This window comes from Vibrio sp. D420a, from assembly GCF_030248625.1.
Taxonomy (GTDB): Bacteria; Pseudomonadota; Gammaproteobacteria; order Enterobacterales; family Vibrionaceae; genus Vibrio; species Vibrio fortis_A.
Map to the genome: position 1 here is coordinate 183570 of NZ_JAHGAN010000007.1, position 21088 is coordinate 204657.

17 protein-coding genes are annotated in these 21088 nt (G+C 45.4%); 8 read left to right on the forward strand and 9 right to left on the reverse strand.

Annotated elements, in window-relative coordinates; genetic code table 11:
• The first annotated feature begins 27 nt into the window (after positions 1 to 27).
• Positions 28 to 735, forward strand: coding sequence for a DUF445 domain-containing protein (locus KI743_RS07765; RefSeq protein WP_285465843.1), 708 nt, complete (start codon positions 28 to 30; stop codon positions 733 to 735).
• A gap of 84 nt (positions 736 to 819) precedes the next feature.
• Here KI743_RS07765 and KI743_RS07770 read toward each other — a convergent pair whose 3' ends face one another.
• Complete coding sequence (locus tag KI743_RS07770) at positions 820 to 1308, reverse strand: Lrp/AsnC family transcriptional regulator (RefSeq protein WP_032553765.1); 489 nt, start codon at positions 1306 to 1308, stop codon at positions 820 to 822.
• Between the two features lie 283 nt (positions 1309 to 1591).
• Here KI743_RS07770 and KI743_RS07775 point away from each other — a divergent pair, with 283 nt between their 5' ends.
• Positions 1592 to 1762 carry a hypothetical protein gene (locus KI743_RS07775; protein ID WP_167332363.1) on the forward strand — a complete coding sequence of 57 codons (171 nt, stop codon included), beginning with the start codon at positions 1592 to 1594 and terminating at the stop codon, positions 1760 to 1762.
• A gap of 115 nt (positions 1763 to 1877) precedes the next feature.
• Here the strand turns inward: KI743_RS07775 and KI743_RS07780 are convergent, their stop codons facing one another.
• Positions 1878 to 2120: a hypothetical protein gene (locus KI743_RS07780; RefSeq protein WP_032553764.1), complete on the reverse strand. Its 243-nt coding sequence runs from the start codon at positions 2118 to 2120 to the stop codon at positions 1878 to 1880.
• Positions 2121 to 2642: 522 nt separating this feature from the next.
• Between KI743_RS07780 and KI743_RS07785 the strand changes: the two genes are divergently transcribed.
• Positions 2643 to 4439 (forward strand): hypothetical protein, encoded by a 1797-nt coding sequence (locus KI743_RS07785; RefSeq protein WP_285465844.1) that lies wholly within the window; start codon positions 2643 to 2645, stop codon positions 4437 to 4439.
• Positions 4440 to 4771: 332 nt separating this feature from the next.
• Here the strand turns inward: KI743_RS07785 and KI743_RS07790 are convergent, their stop codons facing one another.
• The 5 genes from KI743_RS07790 to KI743_RS07810 form a co-directional block, all read right to left on the reverse strand.
• The gene (locus tag KI743_RS07790) at positions 4772 to 5551 is read right to left on the reverse strand and encodes a hypothetical protein (protein ID WP_285465845.1); all 780 of its coding nucleotides are present in this window, start codon (positions 5549 to 5551) and stop codon (positions 4772 to 4774) included.
• Between the two features lie 177 nt (positions 5552 to 5728).
• Positions 5729 to 7219 carry a sodium/proline symporter PutP gene (gene putP, locus KI743_RS07795; RefSeq protein WP_150870339.1) on the reverse strand — a complete coding sequence of 497 codons (1491 nt, stop codon included), beginning with the start codon at positions 7217 to 7219 and terminating at the stop codon, positions 5729 to 5731.
• Between the two features lie 145 nt (positions 7220 to 7364).
• A complete protein-coding gene (locus tag KI743_RS07800; protein WP_285465846.1) occupies positions 7365 to 8069 on the reverse strand; it encodes a 1-pyrroline-5-carboxylate dehydrogenase in 705 nt (234 codons plus the stop codon).
• A gap of 11 nt (positions 8070 to 8080) precedes the next feature.
• A complete protein-coding gene (putA, locus tag KI743_RS07805) occupies positions 8081 to 11212 on the reverse strand; it encodes a bifunctional proline dehydrogenase/L-glutamate gamma-semialdehyde dehydrogenase PutA (RefSeq protein WP_285465847.1) in 3132 nt (1043 codons plus the stop codon).
• A gap of 185 nt (positions 11213 to 11397) precedes the next feature.
• Positions 11398 to 12222: an AraC family transcriptional regulator gene (locus KI743_RS07810; protein ID WP_285465848.1), complete on the reverse strand. Its 825-nt coding sequence runs from the start codon at positions 12220 to 12222 to the stop codon at positions 11398 to 11400.
• A 469-nt stretch (positions 12223 to 12691) separates the two neighbouring features.
• On the opposite strand from KI743_RS07810, the gene KI743_RS07815 reads away from it, so the two are divergent.
• Positions 12692 to 13795 carry a PEGA domain-containing protein gene (locus tag KI743_RS07815; RefSeq protein ID WP_285465849.1) on the forward strand — a complete coding sequence of 368 codons (1104 nt, stop codon included), beginning with the start codon at positions 12692 to 12694 and terminating at the stop codon, positions 13793 to 13795.
• A 22-nt stretch (positions 13796 to 13817) separates the two neighbouring features.
• Here the strand turns inward: KI743_RS07815 and KI743_RS07820 are convergent, their stop codons facing one another.
• The gene (locus KI743_RS07820) at positions 13818 to 14048 is read right to left on the reverse strand and encodes a hypothetical protein (RefSeq protein WP_172974273.1); all 231 of its coding nucleotides are present in this window, start codon (positions 14046 to 14048) and stop codon (positions 13818 to 13820) included.
• Here KI743_RS07820 and KI743_RS07825 point away from each other — a divergent pair.
• Both KI743_RS07825 and KI743_RS07830 read left to right on the forward strand, forming a co-directional pair.
• Positions 13939 to 15768, forward strand: a complete 1830-nt coding sequence (locus KI743_RS07825; RefSeq protein WP_285465850.1) for an SUMF1/EgtB/PvdO family nonheme iron enzyme — start codon at positions 13939 to 13941, stop codon at positions 15766 to 15768. The genes KI743_RS07820 and KI743_RS07825 overlap by 110 nt on opposite strands.
• Before the next feature lie 443 nt (positions 15769 to 16211).
• Entirely contained in the window at positions 16212 to 16946 is a 735-nt protein-coding gene (locus KI743_RS07830; RefSeq protein WP_150896927.1) for a PAS domain-containing protein, read from the forward strand.
• A gap of 166 nt (positions 16947 to 17112) precedes the next feature.
• On the opposite strand, the gene pdxH is transcribed toward KI743_RS07830, so the two are convergent.
• Positions 17113 to 17748 carry a pyridoxamine 5'-phosphate oxidase gene (pdxH, locus tag KI743_RS07835; RefSeq protein WP_032553753.1) on the reverse strand — a complete coding sequence of 212 codons (636 nt, stop codon included), beginning with the start codon at positions 17746 to 17748 and terminating at the stop codon, positions 17113 to 17115.
• Positions 17749 to 17915: 167 nt separating this feature from the next.
• Here pdxH and KI743_RS07840 point away from each other — a divergent pair, with 167 nt between their 5' ends.
• Positions 17916 to 19733 carry an ATP-binding protein gene (locus tag KI743_RS07840; RefSeq protein ID WP_285465851.1) on the forward strand — a complete coding sequence of 606 codons (1818 nt, stop codon included), beginning with the start codon at positions 17916 to 17918 and terminating at the stop codon, positions 19731 to 19733.
• Between the two features lie 48 nt (positions 19734 to 19781).
• Entirely contained in the window at positions 19782 to 21071 is a 1290-nt protein-coding gene (locus tag KI743_RS07845; RefSeq protein WP_285465879.1) for a sigma-54 dependent transcriptional regulator, read from the forward strand.
• Positions 21072 to 21088 lie beyond the last annotated feature (17 nt).

The following is a 21088-nucleotide window of genomic DNA, read 5'->3' on the forward strand; positions in this document are numbered from 1 at the left end:
GCGCAAGACTTAATCTAGAGAACAACTATGAACAAGAGTGTTATCACTAACGCGGTGGCTTTAGCTCTGCTGGCTTCGGGTTACTTTACGGCTAGCCAATACTTACTTTATGCGGGCCTATTCGCATTTTCTGGCGCGATTACCAACTGGCTTGCCATTCACATGCTGTTTGAAAAAGTGCCGGGATTGTATGGCTCAGGTGTGATTCCAGCTCGTTTCGAACAGTTTAAAGCGGCCATCAAGCAGTTGATGATGGAACAGTTCTTTACCGAAAGTAACATCGACCGCTTCTTGAGCAGCGAAATGGCTGGCGGCCAGTCGCTGAACTTAGAGCCAGTGATCAAGAAGATTGACCTTAACCCTGCGTTCGATTCCTTGGTCGAAGTGATCGCCAACTCTCAATTTGGCGGGATGCTCGCAATGCTTGGTGGCACAGAAGCACTTCAACCGCTGAAAGAACCATTTGTAGAGAAAATGCAGACTTCTATCATTGAGATTGGCCAAAGTGACACTGTGAAAAATGCCCTCAAAGAGCAGTTTGAGTCTCCTGCAATGATGGACGAAATCAAAGAGAACATAGAAGCGATCATCGACCAGCGCTTGAGCGAGCTGACACCAAAATTGGTAAAAGAGATGGTGCAGAAAATGATCAAAGAGCACCTTGGCTGGCTTGTGGTATGGGGTGGTGTTTTCGGTGGCGTAATTGGCGTTATCTCAGCGGCTATCACTCTATAAACCGTAAACTCTCTCCTTTAGAACGCAAAATGGAAGCCATGTGGCTTCCATTTTTTATATCCCATAATCAGAGCGAAAACAGAACTAGCCCAAGGTAGAGAGCAATTCAGGGTTCACGCCAAAGCCCTTTTTGTGCTCTTCAATAACCACTTCACTTCTTGTCTGTATCACTCCAGGTAGCGTACCAAGCTTAGTCGACATAAACGACTGATACGCCTTCATATCTTTAACTCGTACTTTGATCATGGTGTCGAAGTCACCAGAGAGCGAATAGCACTCTTCAATTTCAGGCATCATCTCTACGGCCTGTGCAAACTTATCGAAAATCGAAAAGCTGGTCTGGTCTAAACGGATATGAATGAACACCTGTACATCGAGGCCTAATTTCTCTGAACATAACTCAGCGTGATAGCCAGTAATGTAGCCCTCTTTCTCGAGACGCTTTAAACGATCCGAACATGGAGAAGTGGTGAGGTTTACCTGCTTAGCCAGTTCAACGACCGGTAGTCGGCCCTTCATGTGCAAGATTCGTAGTATCTCTTTGTCGATACGATCCAATTGGTGTTGAGGCATAACATCTCTATAAACAGTCTCAATATAGGGTGAGTATATTCCATGCTTGACCAAAACCTGCAGAGCACGGCTCACAGAATTAAAAACAGGTCGACAACACCATATTTACAAAGAAGATATAAAGAGAATTAGCCATATTGATAACTTATAAATTCAGTTTCAGACTGTTAATATAATGTTATAAATTTGACCTTTTTAACAAATAAGTTGAGCTATAGAGAAAAGTATCTATTGAGGGCTGTGTGAATAATAGATTGCACAGAGAGAAAGGATGACTCTATATATGAAAACACAAGAAATCGCATACAAACCTTACGGCATTGGCTTATGGACTCGAGCAACCGTATCTAAAGACGTCGCTCAAGCACTTGCAAACGAATATTCAAGCTACGGCTGGGAAGTAAAATTAGATGGCTTTCTCGTTGAACCAGAAGGCATCAAGCAAGCCGCTTAAGCACATCAAACCTCCATCTTGGAGGTTTTTTATTGCTAATCTCGCTACTTTCTTCGTCTTTAGCTTCATGCTTCTTTTAAGATTTTCCGTTCAGCTAGGTATCTACAGCGAAAAGCTAAGCTAACCCGACTTGCGGAGCGACACTTTCGCTCTCTTTCTTGGGAAGCTCTTCTGCTCGGCTGTTGCACGTTCTGCAGAAGTGTTGAACTTCCATATCATAGTACTGAGTGCCACTGAACAGTTTTGAGGTAAGCAATAACATACGACCTGATAAGGTTTCCGGTGCGATCTCACAGCGCTTCATGATCGACTTGTGGTGAGTGGTTTTCTTACACGTTTTGCAATATAGATCTGGCATACCTTTATCCTATCCGGCTTGTCCTCATTACTGACAATTGACATATCATGTCCAATTCAGTTCAAACATTCACCGTATGATTTATAAAAATGAGGGCTAAGTTCAAAAAAACACCGTATCGGTAAACGGTTTTTTGAAGCAAGGCGAGCTTAGTCTTCATTCAATCCTATGAAAAACTCAGTCACAAAGCGGCGATAATTTACAATGTAAACTTGCTCAGAAAGTCATCGCAAAGACAATTCTAAATAGCCATTCTGTTAGTTTGAGACATCTGCCATGCATTCTTTTATTGAGCTTTTAAGAAAAGACAATGAGCTCAGAGCTATAAACCAATTACCGCTTTCTAGGAACTCTCTGCGAACGATGTCTTAGGGAACAAGGTTGTGGTGACATGATGATGTTTAGGCATAAAAAAAGAGCCACCGAAGCAAGCCATTACGCTTTCGTGGTGCTAAAAGGCTGGCGCTAATCTAGCTAAGCCCCTAGTATACTGTTTATACAGACAGTATACTAGGGGCTTTCATGAGACAAAAATCTGTCCAACGACCATCTCAACCAAGAATTCCACTAACTATCGAAGGGATCGATGTTAATCGATGCTCTAATCCGTCATGCGTGAATTTTGATATAGAGGCTTCAACGTCTAGAACAGACGTCAACTACTCTGTCAGTGGTAATAAGAGGAATGGTTCATCTTTACGATGTAAAAAGTGTGGTGGATTTAACTCGATCAAGAGCAATAAAGCAATAGCTGAAGAGCTTGAGCGCATGGAGGCTTTGAAAGAGAGAAGTACCATATATCGCCAAGATGGAACCGCTTGTCACAAGCTAGATTGCCCGAACTTTGGCAAAAGGTTCACAGCTCACCCTGACTTATACAAACTTAACGGAAAGACAAGCAAAGGGAAGCAGCGCCTCAAGTGCCTATGCTGTAAGACAAGTTTCACTCACCAATCAGACAAACGGAAAAGCCATCCTGATAGTAAAAGTCATCAGAATGTCACGCTATTTCGCTTGTTGGTCAATGATATGAGCATCAATCGAATCATGGAAGTCACTGAGCTAAGCGCTCCAACGATTTACCGTAAAATCGATATGTTCTATGAGAGGTGTATTAGCTTCGCCTATCACAGGGAGCGAAACTTACGACAGATGAAGCTGGAGTTTATGAGGCTCTCCACTGATCGCCAAGAGTATCACGTCAACTGGTCTAACCGAAAAGACAAGAAGAACATAATCTTAAATGCTATTGGCACTGCTGATAAGGCTAGCCGATATGTGTTTGGCATGGATGTTAACTATGACCCATGTATGAGTCTTGATGAAATTGAAAGTACTGCTGAATTTGAACTGGATACCTTGCTGAAGGACTATAATCGGGAGTTTGCAAGGGTTTGGACAACCAATGATTACCAGCTAAGTAAAAACCTTTCTGGTGAGTTAGCGGCAAAGCAAAAAGACCTTATTATTCGCTTTTCATCTCAACCGTTGCCTCTAAGCGATATTGGATTCGATTACTTCAAAGAACAACTATCTGTTGACTACGGACTGGATGCCTTTGGGCATAACTCTTCGACGAAGCTCCCTCAAAATGGAGTTTTGGTTCACTCTGAATACACCATGTATGCTCACTTCCTAAAACTAGCATCATTAATAGGTCATGCTGAAGGGCTTCGCTTTTATTTGGACAAAGAGCCAGCTATAAACAGAGCTTGTCATCTAGCTTTTGCTGATAACGTTTTAGAGGGGACAGCGCATAGCTTGTACGTCAAAATAAACAAGAACCTCACGGTTGATCAACGCAGAGCTTTAGTAAATGCTTCGCAAATTTTCGTTAAACAAGTCCAAGAAGAAAATTGTGTTGATGAGGAAGAGGCTCGAAAGATCATAGCTCTACATTCGATAGAAAATCCTATAACTTTCAAGGGAAAAAGTGATAATTGGTATACGCTTCCCATAGATAAAATATATGAGTGCCAAAAGTACGTATCATTTCTCACACCAATTCAGTCAGTAAAACACGAACAATTGGCAATGATGCTCTTAGATGCATCATTACACCCCATTGATAATTTTTTTCAGATAGTAAGGCGAAGGCTCTCCTCTTTGGAGAGGCCAATAAGCACCAGTTCAAATGCTGGCAGAGTGTGGACAGGCAAAAGTCCTTACAACCCAGCAATGATCAATAAGTTACTCCAAATACTCAGAGTATTTTATAACTACTGCTACATCAGTAAAACCGATGGCCTGACTGCGGCTGAAAGGATTGGTCTTGCTAAAGGTGCAGTAGAAATACGTAAGATCCTTTACCCTTGGTAGCTATTAACTAGAGCAACAACGAATCTAGTTAAATCAGTAGTCCAATTTAGTACTTAAGGAACTGGTTTTATCTAACTTAACTTCGAGGACTAGTAAGTCACGCTCTAACCTTGCTATTAACTGAGAATTTAAAGATATTTCATTGATATCTCTGGAGGTTAAGCAATCTAGTTCAAGATCATTGATGCGTTTGATTAATGATAGATGCTGGCAGTTAACTACATCTAGTTTGTTGATATTGCTTGATTTTGTCATTGAACCATCTCCGTTTTAAGTCATAAGGAGATGATGTCATGTTTACCAAATGTCTTCGCACATCAAAAATGGATCATCTATCGCTCTGGGAAGAGGTGGATGATTTCGTCAGGCGCAAACTTGTGTCCTCGATACTTTCTGCCATTGCACTTATGAGCCTCATGTTCAACTAACTGTAAACCTAAGACGACTTTAGAAAGCTCAAGAGCTTTAGCTATCCATGACGGATCAAATATTGCGGGCTTTACCCCAAGGCTAAGTTGGTTATTCTCGTTAGACCATCCTTTTGATTGGAAGCTATCGACTATTCCCCAAGTTAAGTGCAAAACAGGGCGAGACTGCCTGAAAGTTCGTTTTAGGTTTTCTATTCTTGTCTCTGGCTGGGATACTTTAGATTGCTTACTTTCGTACACGGTAGATATATGCCCAAGAACGTGCTCAAAGGTTAAGCCTGCATCATCAGACAGAGCGTTATCATAGGCTCTGAACACATGATATGCATGGAATCTATCTAACAGCTTTTTCGTACCGCCGCCGACTTTATTGGGGCCGCCAGTGATGGCTCGGTCAATATCCCTCCAAATCATGTTTTCTTGTATACAAAGGTGCTTCTCAAGACTATTCCTTTCTTTGGCACTTATCCCTTTGTTTTTAGTGTATTCCTTTAGTGCAGCACTTAGCATTGCATCTCTGAACTTGATGCGATGATGGTTATCTTCCTCTGCGGGATAAGCAACTAAAGCTAAATAGTCAGCAGCCCCACGAACGTCGTTTGAGATTGCTTGGCTTTTCGAGAATAACCCTTCAGATTTATAGAAATCGACAAGCTCTAATCCTAACTCAACCAAATCAGCCATAAGGCACTCACTAAAAAAGCAACATAAGAATATGATACATAAAGAAAAGGCTAGAAAATATCAAGATTTCTAGCCTTTTTTAGTTATCTAAGTGAGAAACCAATCACAAGCACCACGAAAGCGTAATGGCTTGCCACCGAAGTGACTCTTTGTTTCAATAGATTGGCGTGTGAAGAATTAGTCTAGTTCAACTAATTGCTTTTCAAACTTCTCGTGTTGCTTCTTAACTGACTCTTCTGGCTCACCAGTAATTAGGCTCACAACTACGATAGAGATTGCAGAGAAGATGATACCCGGTACGATTTCGTACACGTCGAACCAACCACCTGTTAGCTGTTTCCACATTACGATAGTCACACCACCCACAACGATACCCGCTAGAGCGCCGTTACGGTTCATACGAGACCAGTACAGGCTAAGTACGATAGCTGGGCCAAATGCAGCACCGAAGCCTGCCCATGCGTAAGATACAAGACCAAGTACAGAGCTGTCTGGTGTCATCGCTAGGAACAGTGCGATAAGTGAGATAATCACAACAGCAAAACGACCCACACGTACAATCTCTTCAGATGTCGCGTCTTTCTTCAGTACTTGCTTGTACAAGTCTTCTGCCATTGCAGATGAAGATACAAGAAGTTGTGAATCCGCAGTACTCATGATTGCCGCTAGGATAGCTGCCAGTAGAATACCTGCGATTACTGGGTGGAACATTGCGTTCACAAGAAGCATGAAGATCTTCTCGCCGTCATCCAGTTTAGGTGCACCAGAGTTGGTTACGTAGATTAGACCCACTAGACCTACTAGCATCGCACCAGCCATAGATAGTGCAGTCCATACCACTGCGATACGACGCGCAGTGCCTAGGTCTTTGTTAGTACGTGTTGCTTTGAAACGCGCTAGGATGTGGGGTTGACCGAAGTAACCTAGACCCCATGCCGCTAGAGAGATGATTGCAATCGCAGATAGAGGCTCACCTTTCGCATCATTCCATAGCGTTAGCAGCTCTGGGTTGATGTTGTGTAGGTCGCTAGACAGTTGACCAAGGCCGCCGTTCATCGCTGCGATAGGCACGATAAGTAGCGCTGCAGACATCAATAGGCCCTGAACAAGGTCAGTCCAAGATACCGCAAGGAAGCCACCAAATAGCGTGTATGACACAACACATACTGTGCCGATGATAACCGCTGTGGTGTAGTCTAAGCCAAATACTGTTTCAAACAACTTACCGCCCGCTACCAAGCCTGAGCTCGTGTAGAAAAGGAAGAAGAGAAGAATGAAGAAAGCAGAAATTGTTTGGATCAGCTTAGACGTATCATTGAAACGACGAGCTAGGAACTCAGGCAGAGTCAATGCATCTGTTGTAATGCTGTAAGTACGCAGACGCTTAGCACTGATTAACCAGTTAGCCCAAGTACCAACTAGTAGGCCACCAGCCAACCAGAAAGCTTCAAAACCTGCTGCATACGCGTAGCCAGGCAGACCTAGTAGTAGCCAACCACTCATATCCGACGCACCAGCAGAAAGTGCTGCAGGCCAAGGGCCTAGTGCACGACCACCAAGAAAGTAGTCAGTTGAGTTAGATGTACGTTTGTAAGCAATAACCCCGATTGCCAGCATCATAATTAGATACGCAATGAACGTTGATGTTATTGCAAAACTGTTTTCTATCATTTGATAGTCCTCATTTAGAAAAATCCTTCCATGCCTAGCCAATAAAACTTAGCCAACACAATGTTGGCCAAGTTTAGTCAGATAGGGTTCCTGATATCACGGCGCAACCGAAGCTGCCTCCAGTCATCAGTGGTGTTGAAGGTTAGTGGGCTTCGCTCCCAAGCTCAAGCAAGGTCGCATTACCACCCACGGCTGTTATATTTATGGTTCGTGTACGCTCAGTAATAAAGCGCAACGATAGGTGTGGATCGTGAGCAACATGCATTGCCGTCAGATCCGTTTCAGACACTAAACCGACGATAGCGCCGTCTCGCTTAGCAAGTTGTAAATTAATCGCTTGTTCAGTTTGTGGATTGCCCACATACGCCACGCTACGAACATCGCAAGCAAGCAGTTGCTGATACGCATCGAACGATGTCGTTTGAACAAGGTTTGATGGCAGATTCGCTTGTTTTGCTGCATCCGCAATCAGAGTATTGAACTGAGTATCATCACTACACACAATCACGCTGTTACCTGCAACAAGCGCAGCCGTCAGCATTGCCGTTGCCGTTTGCAGCTTTGGTAATGAATCTTGAGTCTCATCAACGATAACCAAAGCTACACCACGGCCTGCCGCATATAGCTCATTCGTTTCGCCCGTAGGACCTACAAGTAGGTGCTCTTCAGCTAACAGAGAAGAAGCCTGTTCGATGTGATAGCCAGCAACCGACGCTAGTGGCGCTGATTGACTCTCGATCTCAGATTTTAATGCCAGAATTTGAGCACTCTTGTGATCAAAATCGGTTAGGTTCCACTGTTCCCACGCTTGAAATGCATCGGAAAAACCTGTCACTTGATGAACCATGATATCGCTCCTTATGCCTGCGCTTGAGAAAAGTGAACATCGGTAAAGCGGTATAGGTAGTGTGGTCCACCCGCTTTCGGTCCTGTTCCTGATAAACCTTGACCACCGAATGGTTGAACACCTACCACCGCACCAACTTGGTCACGGTTGATGTAGCAGTTACCCACGCGAACGTGTTTTTCTATCCAACGGTAAGTAGTTTCGTTACGGCTATGAATACCCATAGTCAGTCCGAAGCCTGTTTGGTTTATCTGTTCAACCACTTGCGCCAGCTCGCTCGCTTTGTAACGAACAATGTGCAGCACAGGGCCAAACTGCTCTTCAGTTAGGCAGCTAATATCGTTTATCTCAAAAGCGCTTGGTGGCACGAAGTCACCGTGTTCGCACGCGTCACCTAGGGTGAGTTGAGCAACACGCTTCTGCGTTTGAGTCATGTTCTCAAGGTGAGCCATTAGCTTCTGTTTCGCATTGCTGTCGATAACAGGGCCAACGTCAGTCTTGTGTAGGTGTGGAATACCAACACTCAACTCGTTCATCGCACCTTGGATAAGAGCAACAACGCGATCAGCAATGTCTTCTTGGATGTAAAGCACACGTAGTGCTGAACAACGCTGACCTGCAGAAGCAAACGCTGAACGAATAACATCACGTACTACCTGCTCTGGAAGCGCCGTACTGTCGACGATCATCGCATTCTGGCCGCCTGTTTCCGCGATAAATGGAACAGGTTTAGCTGTACGACTTGCCAATGACACGTTGATACGCTGAGCAGTTGGTGTAGAGCCTGTAAACGCCACACCTGCAATCGCATCGTGACTAGTTAGTGCGCTACCGATTTCTGCACCGCGACCCGGTAGAAGCTGAATTGTGCCTGCCGGGAAGCCAGCTTGTTGCATCAACTCAACTGCGCGAGCAGCGATTAAGCTGGTTTGCTCTGCTGGTTTTGCAACGACAGTGTTACCTGCAACCAATGCTGCTGTGATTTGACCAAGGAAGATCGCCAGTGGGAAGTTCCAAGGGCTGATACATACAAACACGCCACGACCTTGGCGAGATGCCAAACGAACTTGGCCATCAAAGCCTTTCAGTTCAAATTCTTGTAGATTGTCTGCCTGCTTTGCGTAGTAACGACAGAAGTCGACCGCTTCACGCACTTCATCAATGCTGTCGTGAATTGTCTTACCCGCTTCTTGATGACAGATTGCCACCAGCTCAGCAAGGTTCTCTTCCATCAAGTCAGCCAACTTCTCAAGAGCCGCGGCTTTAACTTCAACAGAAGTCGCATTCCAATCTGCGAACGCCATATCTGCGCCGCTGATCGCTTCGGAAACATGATCAAGGTTTGCGAAAGCCACCTGACCAACATTGATACGACGATCGTAAGGTGCTGTTACTTGCTCAACATTTTGATCAGCCTTGATCATGCTTTCGGCAAGAGCTTCACCGTTGATGATCGGGCCAGCCGTCCACTGTTTATCCAAGAAGCCTTTTACTTGCTCTTCAAAACTGTGCGCTTCACTTTCGATATCAATGTTGACACCGTAAGAGTTTTTACGCTCTGGGAACACAGATGGTGGCAGTGGAATCTTAGTGTTGTTCAGCGTATCGAACGCTAGAAGCATGTCCACTGGGTGTTGCGTTAGCTCTGCCACAGGGCAGCGTGCATCCACCAAGCGGTGTACAAACGAGCTGTTCGCACCATTTTCTAGCAGACGACGAACTAGGTAAGGAAGTAGATCCTTATGGCTACCAACTGGCGCGTAAATACGCACTGACTGTTGGTAAGCTTCCATCGCATGGTTGTACAGGGAATCCCCCATACCGTGCAGGCGTTGGAATTCAAAATCTTTGTGGTCAGCCATTACAGCAATAGCAGACACAGTGTGTGCGTTGTGGCTCGCAAACTGCGGGAAGATGTTGCCACGAACACTTGGGCTCAGTAGGTAACGTGCACAAGCTAGGTAAGCAACATCGGTTGCTTCTTTGCGTGTGTAAACTGGGTAGTTATCAAAGCCAGCTTGTTGCGACCATTTGATTTCGCTATCCCAGTACGCACCTTTTACCAAACGCAGTGGGATCAGATCGCCCTGCTCTTTTGCTAAGCGGTTCAGCCACACCAATACCGGAAGTGCACGCTTAGAGTACGCTTGAATAACCAGACCAAATTTACCCCAGCCTTTTACTAGTTCGCTGCGGTAAAGTTTCTCGAACAGTTTTAGAGAAAGCTCTAAACGGTCCGCTTCTTCAGCATCGATGGTAATCGCAACATCAAGCTCGATCGCGCGGCGCAGTAACTGCTCTAGCGTGTCGCAAAGCTCTGTCAGAACACGCTCTTCATTCGCTACTTCGTAACGTGGGTGCAGTGCAGAAAGCTTGATAGATACTGATGGCGCAGGGCTAGATTTTGATGAAACATAAGTGTCTCGACCTACAGCTTCAATCGCCATTAGGTAATCTTTGAAGTACTTGTTTGCGTCTGCAGTCGTCAATGCCGCTTCGCCTAACATGTCGTATGAATAGGTAAAGCCTTTGTCACGCATAGGTTTGCCGTTTTTTTGTGCCTCAGCGATGCTGCGACCCAAAACAAACTGATGACCCATTACCTTCATCGCTTGGTGCATCGCTTTACGAATCACCGGCTCAGAAAGCTTGTTAACTAGACGGTTTACCGCCTGAGTTGGGCTCTGCTCATTTGATGAAAGACCCACAACCTTGCCCGTTAGCATTAGACCCCAAGTGGATGCATTCACAAACACAGAGTCAGAATTCTTCAGGTGAGATTTCCAGTCAGCAACGCTTAGCTTGTCACGAATCAATGCATCAGCAGTTGCAGCATCAGGGATACGCATCAGTGCTTCAGCAAGACACATCAACAAAATACCTTCTTGCGTATCTAGACTGTATTCAAGCAGCAGTGCATCGATCATTTGAATCGATGTTTTGTCTGCACGAATCGTTTCGATAAGCGAGGTTGTCTTGTCCGCGATTTGTTGCTTTTCAGACTCAGAAGGCGTAGCTAGCGGCAGAAGCTGCTCTAGCCATTGGGTTTCATCCACCATATATAATGGTGAGATAAGCGACCACAGTTCACCAAGCGATTGCTCGTTGAACTCTGGTTTTAACACATCAGTAGCTGTAAACATGCGTTTTCCTTAATCTCACACCCGAACAAAAAACGTCCGAGATTTCTACAATGGCTGCAGTGTATTGAGAGTATATAAGGAATACTTGTCAAAAACTCCGAGTTTTTTGCTAAAAACTGGGTTTATTAACAAAACAAAAACATCATCACATATGAAACTTCAAACGAATGTGCCGTTTTGTTTCACTATTTAACAGTTATTTGCTTTTTGTATTGAGATGGTGACATCCCTTGAAGGCGGGAAAAAGTATGGGTAAATGCCGACTGACCAGAGAAGCCTGCCAGCTCTGCTACCTGACCAAGGCTGAGGTTGCCTTGCTCAATTAAACGGCGAGCGCGGTCGATTCGCTTACCTAATACGTACTGGTGTGGAGTGATGCCCATCTGCTCTTTAAACAGCATATGGAACTGACTTTCACCTAAGAACACACTACCAGCCAATTGCGCCACTGAGATTTTATTTGCTAAATGCTGTTCGATGTAGCGATCCAGCGCCTCAAGATCAAAGCGTGATTCTTTAATAGATGTTTCAAACTCAGAGATATGGCGTTGTAGAAGCGCGATCACCGTGTCATTACAAGCTCGGCTTAGTAGCAGATCGTCCGGACTTGCTTGCATCTCCTGTACCAGCATCTGAATCAGCTTTTGGATCTGCCCGTCCAACTGGAAGTAAACGTTAGATGTCGCGAGCTGATTGATCTTCTCTAACATCAATGGGTCATCATTACTTGGCATAGGCATGTTCAGCACTAAGATATCAGACTGCCCCACCACGCCACCGAAAGCATGATCAGAGCAAGCCGTTACTACACAACCTTGACCAGGCCCGACTAGATTACCCTTACCGCTAACTTCGAACTCAGCTTGGCCTTTAAGCCCGATCACCACTTGCGAATATTGGTGCTCGTGACAATCCATATGAGATGGCAAAGTCACGATCTCAGCAGGACGAGGGCCTGATAAGCCTAGCGGTGAAAGATCGAGGTTGGGCATGATGGGTAATTTTGGCATGTCGAAACAGTTTTGATAGTCACAGATCGGGGATAATACTCTGATTTTAGCTCAAGATGAATTTGTAAATGATCATGAGAGTCATTTAGCACAGGTAATCGCCACAAGATCATTCTTGCGATCACGGTGATCATGCCTCCGGAAAGATGATCAAGAGTGTACAAACTACGGGGAGTGTAAAACCAACTTTGAGCGACTTATGTAAAACAAGCCACCAGCGCTTCTTGGTGTGACTCATCATTGAGAATCTAATCGATAGGACATCGCAAGAGATTTTCGTATATAGCTCAAATAAATCACCTTCAGTTTATAAAAATTAGTAATAAGTCTACCCATTTCGGTAGATTGAAAGGAAATAAAACGGTATAAAGTCGGGTACTGTGTTAATTGCTAATAATCTAGTGACTTACAACTAGGAAGTAGACACCGTATCAACGAGCCAATTTCAATCTATAAGTTGCAGGGACCTATGACTAACTTTCGAATTTCAGCGCTTTTGCTTGCGCTATCCCCTCTTTGGGTATCTGCATCGGTATCAGCTGAAGAACTGAATCAAGTCGATCCCGTTTCAGCTATCGATGCAAAACTCACTGAGAAAAACTCAGATATTGAGCGAATTTCAGAAACCCAAGTATCGGCTGCTGAGAAGCTAAAAGAGCTACAAAACAACAACAGCAAATTGGTGCGTGAGGGTGAAGAACTCAAGGCAAAACGTAACAGAGCCAAGTCTGCACTTGATAAACAGTACAGCCGTCTACTTGAAGACCCAGAAACCGATCTTATTTCTTTCCAGAAAAGCTACCAAGATGCGTGGGCAGCCGTTAAAGAAAATCAATCGGCTCAGCTAGACAACCAACAAGCGATCAACGAGAGCGAAATTCACCTCTCTCAGATTAAGCAGAAGCAAGCTCGCCTGAACAATGAGTTGGCCAATCTAAAAGAGCTAAAAGTTGAAGCACGTGTAAAACGTATTGCAACAGAGCTACGCGAAAGCGCAGTTTTAGAAACTAGCTACACCACGACTTGTGCCTCAACAATGACGCTAGGTGAGTGTACTGCTCAGGGTAAATACCTAACCAACCAAAAAGCGGTGCAAACGTTCAAGAGCCAGTTGCTTGAGCAGCTCACAGAAAGCACATTAGCGAAACAGAACTTGCAAGGTGTTCAACTCAATATCCATGTTCAAGACAGCCAACCAATCAAGAGTGGCTTCTCTGGTAACAACTCGTACTTCATGCAGATGCAGGCTCAACTACAAGCTAAACCTAAAGCAATTGCTGCATGTAACCTGTTGAACGTATCAACACGCTACTGTTTAACAGGCAGCGACGCAGCTGTGACTAACAAGAACAATAAGCAATGGGCTAACGTGACCGTTCGTTCTGACCAGTACAACGACTCTGTTACGATTAATGGCATCAAGTATGGCAGCACACCACTGCAAGTTGCGCTACCAAGCGGTCGTCACCAAGTAACAGTTTCAAAGCAAGGTTACGAGTCTTACAACCGCACAGTGACGATCAACGGCAGCGATACTATCTGGGTTAAGCTTCTTCCAAACAAGGAAAGCTAAACCTGCCTATCGGCTTAGCGCTTTATAGAGCTAAGCCGATGTAAAACTCTCCATTGTGTTGATAGTGATACGACTCAACTGCAGCCAACATGGCTTTCGCTAAAACATTTGATTCACCCATTTTACGAATGAAGTAGCCCATCATGCGCCAAGGTTTACCCACTCTACTGTTTGCACTCGCTCCTAGCTTAATGGCACCCGCTATTTTGGCAGAAGCGACATCACCCGCTGTCACTACATCTGTTATCGACATAGAAAGCTCACTTTTCGAAAAACATGCCGATTTGGCAGCAGTCGAAAAGAAGATTGCCGACAAACAGAACCAAGTTGACAATCAAACAGAGCAAGTGGTCCGCCTTACCAAGTTATCTGAACAATCACAGCAAAAGCTTGCGACAGCGAAAGCAAGCTTAGAGCAAGATTACAGCCGCATGATTGATGAGCCTGACTTCGATATATCGCCAGCTCAAAACCGATTTCAAGATGCTTGGAAATCGGTGAAAGAGGGAAAACTGGCTGTTTCTGATTCTGAGCAAAAGCAACAAGCGTTAATGATGGAGCTAGAGGCTTTCCAAGCCGAAAAGAGTGCGATTGAAGCTTCAATTGCGGATCTGGACAAAGGAAAACTAAGAGCGAGAGCCGATCGACTCAGAAGTGAGATCACCAAAACCGAAGAGAAGACGGTTAGCTTTACCAATCGCTGCAGCGACGACATGACACTAGCGCAATGCTCGGAGCAAACGGTGACATTGGCGCTTCAAAAAGCCGTCGAACAGTTCCAAAACAGTGTGATCGACAACGCGACAGAATCAAAGACAGCAAAAGAGCATTTGGCATCGACATCGCTAAACATTCACGTTCTACAACACAAAGTGACAAGTTCAGGTTTTGGTGCCGAAAACCGCTACCAAGCAAACATCACGGCAAGCCTAGAAACTCGCCCAGACAAGAACACCCCTTGTCGCCTACTTGGGATTCAATCATCGCACTGCTTTACAGAAACTGACCAGAAAGCCGATGATCAGCAAAAAGAGGTGGCTTGGGTTAACTTGGTGGTCCGTTCAAACCAGTACAACGACAAGGTATCAATCAATGGTGTTAACTACGGCAGTACACCCGTTGAAGTAATGTTACCGACTGGCCAGCATATGGTGACGATTGAAAAAGAGGGGTACCTCTCTTTCCATCAAGAACTTAAAATTGCTCGCGACCACAACCTAAGAGCTGTATTGCAAGCCAAGCAAAACACACTCAACGTCGGTAGTAAGTTTGCTGATCCTATGGGTGATGATAGCCAGAGCCCAGAGATGATCGTTGTCGGTGCGGGTCGTTACCTGCTAGGTGAGAACAATGCTAAGCAAGTGACGATCAAAAAGCCATTTGCGTTAGCGGCGACACCAACCCGAGTGCAAGATTTCAAAGCCTTCATCGACAGTACTGGCTACCAAACAGATGCCGAGCTGATGAACACCTGTGATACCTTCGTTAATACCGAGATCACTGCCGTATCGAATAGTTACTGGCGAAACCCTGGCTTTAAGCAAACTGATAGCTCACCTGTGGTATGCGTTAGTCAAAACGACGCCAAGGCCTACACGCGTTGGTTATCTAAAAAAACAGGCTTTACCTATCGTCTACCTACACCACAGGAGTGGGAAGCGGCAGCACGTGCAGGCCAAGACACCAACTTCTGGTGGGGTAACGAGTTCCGCTCAGGCAAAGCGAATACTGGCTGGGCAGGAACACCATGGTCAAACGTCAGCACTTCGCCAGTGAAATCATTCTTACCGACCCCAACTGGGTTCTACGACATGGTAGGCAATGTATGGGAGTGGACAACCAATCACAAAGGCATCGCGAAGGGTGGCGCATGGAGCTTCTCTCCTGAAGAAGCTAAAGTTTTCAATGAACTCTACGTTCCACCGACAACAGCAGCCAACCACTTAGGCTTCAGAGTATTACGAGAGTTATAGGCTCTCGATTACTAACTTCTCGATTCCCCCTCTCACAAAACAGGGCTCTCACTTCTCATTTGTCGTGTTGAGTCTTGTTTATAGGGGAATTCCCCCCTTATGCATTCGCACTCCTAGGAGTAAATTTGTCGACAGAGTAGTAAGTCACTCTGGGTATCTCACTGATACCTCAGGTTAATTTGTATGACCCTCGTGAATTAATCTGAAATCTTCTACACGTCGACAAGGCAGATCTTGTCTTTAGCCAGCCCGTCTTCAGGCTGGCTTTTTTTTGCTTAAAATATGCTGTGGCGGATCAACTCGCGATATCCAGACACTCATCCCCCTCCCTATCCTTGATCATTCTTCCCTTGATCATCGTTTCGGGACGCTTCCATGAATTTACAATACAGCGTTATAAGAAACTGATATCATTAGCTTAGTTCCGAAACTGAGATAATATTTTGTCGAAAACACTTAACTCAATACAACGCTCTCTGTTTGAACAGTTGCCGGGCTGCTGGGGATGCAAAGATACTGACTCTGTCTTTGTTTATGCTAACCAAGCCTACAATCGACTGATCGGTTTGACCGACAACCAAAACAGCGCAGGTTTGACAGACTTCGATATGCCAAGCCAAACAACGGAATGTGCGCAAGACTTCAGAGCGCAAGATAAATACGTGATGGAAACACGTAAGACTTTAAAAATTCTAGATATTCACCCATATCCTGACGGCCGTTGGCACGCCCATATTTTTACCAAAACGCCTTGGTTAGATGATGATGGCGAGGTGCAGGGAACGATATTCTATGGCCAAGAGCTGACTGATACTGCCATTTTGGAGGTGGGTCACTGGGTTTGCCAAGCGACCAGTGCCAAAAAGAGTGATGGCTCGATTGCTGGTTCAGAGCCCAGACAATCAAAGCTCAATAAGAAGCTCACAGCTCGCGAATCCGAAGTGCTATTTTTGCTGCTGTTTGGAAAGAAGCCTCAGTACATTGCGCAGATTCTGACGATTTCGATCAAAACCGTAGAGGGTCACGTGGCACGCCTTAAACAAAAGTTCGATGCCAACAGTAAAAGCCAATTGATTGAGTTTGCACTAGACTCTGGTCTTGGTTCCGTCATTCCAGAGAGCTTGCTCAATCGGCAGATTTCAGTGGTGCTGCACAGTGAAGTGACGACAACCAATTAACCATGATACTCATCAAGCACCCGATATGACTCACAACGGTTAATGATCACTGGCTTTTATCTCTCTTCTACCTCATTTCAAAAGCCATAAAAAAACACCGCGCCAATCTTTGAAGATTACAGCGCGGTGTTTAAGTATTTAGCCTTGGTAAACTCGGAACGCCTAACTACGGCGCAAGTCGATCGATATCCCAACGGTTATCTTGACGCGAGAACAAGAAACGGTCGTGTAAGCGATGTTCACCACCTTGCCAGAACTCAATGCTGTCTACTCGAACACGGAAACCACCCCAGAAGCTCGGTACTGGGATCTCACCCTTAGCAAACTTCTGTTTAAGTTCTAGGTATTTACCTTCCAAGATGCCACGTGCAGAAATGCGGCTGCTTTGCTTACTTGCGATTGCCGCCAGTTGGCTCTCTTTTGGACGAGAAGAGAAGTACTTCATGTTCTCCACAGCACTCAACTTCTCTGCGGTACCAGTGATGTGCACTTGGCGCTCTAGTGGGTGCCACGGGAAGTGCAAGCTGATCTTACTGTTGTGCTCAAGCTGCTGCGCTTTACGGCTGCCAAGGTTTGTGTAGAAAACGAAACCTTGTTGATCGACATTCTTAAGCAACACAATGCGCTGAAAAGGTTGGCCGTCCTTATCGACCGTCGCAACTGTCATTGCAGTTGGGTCGGTAAGTTTGGCTTCAATAGCCTGCTCAAGCCAAAGATTAAATTGGTCAATCGGATCAGCCGCTAAGTCTTTGCGTCTCAATCCACCCTGAGCATATTCACGGCGAATATCTTTCAGTTCCATTTCGTTGCTCCTTTTCATTTTTTTGTGATTCTGCGCTTTCGCATAGGGAAATACAAGTCTGTGGTAGCCGATTGTGCTATCTCTTGGATTCGGTGTTAACAAGATCTCGGTACTTTGATAGCCATGTTGCTAATCTATATACACTTTCAACCTGCTCTGAGTTCACCTTGGCCAACAAAATATCCCGTTTCTTCACCCCTTTTGTTATCGCTTCACTGTCATTGGGTGCAGCGGGCTTTGCTGCTACTCACTTATTGGCAGAGCAATATCAGCAACGTCTGGTTGGTGAGCAGCTGCAAGAAGCCGCCAACAAAGCCAATCTTCAGCTCGACTCTGAGATCGCAAAATTCAAACAGGTGCCCGCAATCCTGAGTCACGACCCTCGAATCCTTGGGTACTTTTCAGAGCAGACCTCGGCTCAGCAGCTCAACCTGTTGTTAGAAGAGTGGGCCAACCAGAGCTTAGCCGACACGATCTACATCCATGACGATAGCGGTACCGTAGTCGCATCAAGCAACTATCAAGATCCAAAAACCTTTGTTGGTGAGAACTTTGCGTTTCGTCCCTACTTCAGTCAAGCGATAAACGGCCTCAGCTCGCAATACGTCGGGCTTGGCGCAAGATCGAATGTGCGCGGCTACTTTCTCTCATCTCCTTTATACGTGAAGCAAGAGATTGTTGGCGTATTAACGGTAAAAGTAAGCCTAGAAAACATCGAAGAAATCCTAACCAGTGATGGGTTCGATATTGTGGTGCTCGACAACAACCAAGTGGTGTTCTTATCAAGCCAGCCACATTGGCTCTATCACTCTCTTCAACCTCTCACTCCAATTCAGCAACAACAGATTGCCGAACAGCGTCAGTATGGGTTAGATAAGATCACATTGATTGACGATTTCCTCGATTTACCACAAGCCGACAACGCTTTGCCGAGTGAGAAATTAAGCAGGATGGGGACATTTAACATCTACCCTGCTGCGGCCAGTAGTCAGCAGTACCAAGTCGTCGCGCTTAAAGGTCGTGACACAGAGATGAAAAAAGTCATGCAGATCGACGTGATATTCTTGGTGATATATAGCCTAGTACTGTTGATCGCTTGGTCATGGCGTCAAACCTACAAAGCCAAAGTCGCGCTGACTACACTCAACCATAAGCTCGAAGAGACGGTTAATAAGCGTACTCTTTACCTACAGCAATCAAACCAACAGCTGCAGCAGACCATACACCAGTATCAAGAGTCGCAAAGTAAGCTCAAGCAGACGGAACAAGAGCTGACACAAACCGCCAAACTCGCGGTATTGGGAGAACTCTCCGCGAGCATCAACCACGAGATCAATCAACCGCTAGCCGCCTTGAGAACTTACAGCGAAAACTGCCTCAAGCTACTTGAAATGGGGCGTGATGATATAGTGAAAGGCAACTTAGAAAAGATGCTAGCGCTTAACCTATCCATCACCGACATCATTGCACGTTTAAAAGTTTTTACCCGTAAGGTGACTAAGCAAGAGAATCATACCGCCAACCTTCACCAAGCGGTCAACAATGCCACGGGAATCTTAAGTGCACTACTGATTAAACACGGTATTACGCTGCGCATGACCTCAATCAGTGACGATATCCAGATCGCGATTCATCCGACTGAGCTAGAGCAGGTGTTGGTGAATTTAATCCACAACGCCGCCCAAGCTCTACACCAGCAGCCTAGCCCTCAGATTGGCCTAGATTGGCGGTTGGAATCTGAAACCTGTGTCCTGGATATTTGGGACAACGGCGTCGGCCTACCAGAATCAAAATTATCTCAACTCTTTGATCCCTTCTTCACTACCAAACCGGAGGGACTAGGGCTTGGCCTATCGATCTCAAAACGGATTATTGAAGCGTATCACGGCACGATCACCGCAACGCGGCGCGAGCCTTGTGGCATGGTATTCTCACTAAGAATTCCCTTGCACAATGCATGCAATAACACCTCAAGCACTGATTAAACGTGCTGATGATAATGACTGATAACAAGGAATGTCGCTTTGACAACCATGCCTGCACTCTATTTTATTGACGACGAACCTGCGATTCGAGATTCCGTAGAACAAGCAATGCTCATTGAAGGCATTGAAATTCGCTGTTTTCCTAACGCTGTAGAAGCGCTAAAGCAAATCCCTTTGACCCAAGCGGGCGTCGTCATCACTGATATACATATGCCGGTGATGGACGGTATTCAATTTACCGAACAACTCTTAAAACACAATCCGCACTTTCAAGTGATTGTATTAACGGGTCATGGCGACGTTCAAACAGCCGTTACCGCCATGAAGGTAGGTGCTTGTGATTTTCTTGAAAAGCCATTCGTTGTGGACGCTTTAATGGCTGCGGTTCACAAAGCCGCAGACAAATTAGCACTGGTTGAAGAAAACAACCTACTGCGCAAAGAGCTGGCGATGCAGACCCATGTCGGGCCTAAGCTGATTGGCCAGTCCCCATCGATGGTGGCGTTAAGACGAGATTTAATCACTCTCGACATCCGCAAAGACCCGATGGTCATTCTCAAAGGCGACATCGGAACGGGGAAACGGATTACCGCACAATACACTCACGATTTACACAGTCACCAGAGAGGGGAACTCTACCCTGTCGCTGCGTTCAACCTACCTAAATCGAATCAAGAGACTTTTTGCGAGTTCCTCAAGCAACTGTGCATTAAGCACCGTGGAGGAACTCTCTATATACATGAAACAGAAGTGTTAATGTCTCAGCAATGGGAGTGGTTTAAGCAAGTAAAGTCAACGCTGCTTCATGAAAACGAATGCAATTCAAATGCAACTTGTATCATTATCGCATCCACGACTGTACCCGCTACAATTAAAGGGGAGTTTCGTCAGTTTGAGCTGTTACCACTCGTAAAAAGACCCGAAGACATTGGTTCGCTGTTTAAACATTTCGCGCGAGGTGCGGCAAGTCGATATCAACTGCCGCCCCCAATCATCACCAAACAGGATGTTGAGAGGCTCGTCGCCAAGCCTTGGCCTGAGAACTTGCGTCAACTGCGCCAAGAAGCGGAGCTTAGAGTACTCACACAAGCAAAGCAGCCTGAGGATCAAGAACAAGATAAAAGTAGCGCAGATGAAGGCGCGTCCGATACGACGATTAAACAGCTCTCGCTTAGCGAACGTACCGACAACTTTGAGCAAATCATTTTGATAGAAGCCTTACATCGTCATCAAGGTATGCTCAAAGAGGTTCAACAAGAGCTTCAAGTCTCTCGTAAAACGCTTTACGACAAACTGCGTAAGCACCAACTAGATAAAACAGATTTCAAAAACCGATGAGTGAGTAAACATATATA

Bases quoted from the DNA above. Each gene is read 5' to 3' on its own strand.
- KI743_RS07780 (WP_032553764.1), bottom strand. From the start codon at position 2,120: ATGCCAGATCTATATTGCAAAACGTGTAAGAAAACCACTCACCACAAG.
- pdxH (WP_032553753.1), bottom strand. From the start codon at position 17,748: ATGGAACTGAAAGATATTCGCCGTGAATATGCTCAGGGTGGATTGAGA.
- KI743_RS07810 (WP_285465848.1), bottom strand. From the start codon at position 12,222: ATGCCAAAATTACCCATCATGCCCAACCTCGATCTTTCACCGCTAGGC.
- KI743_RS07845 (WP_285465879.1), top strand. From the start codon at position 19,782: ATGCCTGCACTCTATTTTATTGACGACGAACCTGCGATTCGAGATTCC.
- KI743_RS07770 (WP_032553765.1), bottom strand. From the start codon at position 1,308: ATGCCTCAACACCAATTGGATCGTATCGACAAAGAGATACTACGAATC.
- KI743_RS07765 (WP_285465843.1), top strand. From the start codon at position 28: ATGAACAAGAGTGTTATCACTAACGCGGTGGCTTTAGCTCTGCTGGCT.
- KI743_RS07775 (WP_167332363.1), top strand. From the start codon at position 1,592: ATGAAAACACAAGAAATCGCATACAAACCTTACGGCATTGGCTTATGG.
- KI743_RS07800 (WP_285465846.1), bottom strand. From the start codon at position 8,069: ATGGTTCATCAAGTGACAGGTTTTTCCGATGCATTTCAAGCGTGGGAA.
- KI743_RS07825 (WP_285465850.1), top strand. From the start codon at position 13,939: ATGCGCCAAGGTTTACCCACTCTACTGTTTGCACTCGCTCCTAGCTTA.
- putA (WP_285465847.1), bottom strand. From the start codon at position 11,212: ATGTTTACAGCTACTGATGTGTTAAAACCAGAGTTCAACGAGCAATCG.
- KI743_RS07790 (WP_285465845.1), bottom strand. From the start codon at position 5,551: ATGGCTGATTTGGTTGAGTTAGGATTAGAGCTTGTCGATTTCTATAAA.
- KI743_RS07820 (WP_172974273.1), bottom strand. From the start codon at position 14,048: ATGTCGATAACAGATGTAGTGACAGCGGGTGATGTCGCTTCTGCCAAA.
- KI743_RS07785 (WP_285465844.1), top strand. From the start codon at position 2,643: ATGAGACAAAAATCTGTCCAACGACCATCTCAACCAAGAATTCCACTA.
- KI743_RS07815 (WP_285465849.1), top strand. From the start codon at position 12,692: ATGACTAACTTTCGAATTTCAGCGCTTTTGCTTGCGCTATCCCCTCTT.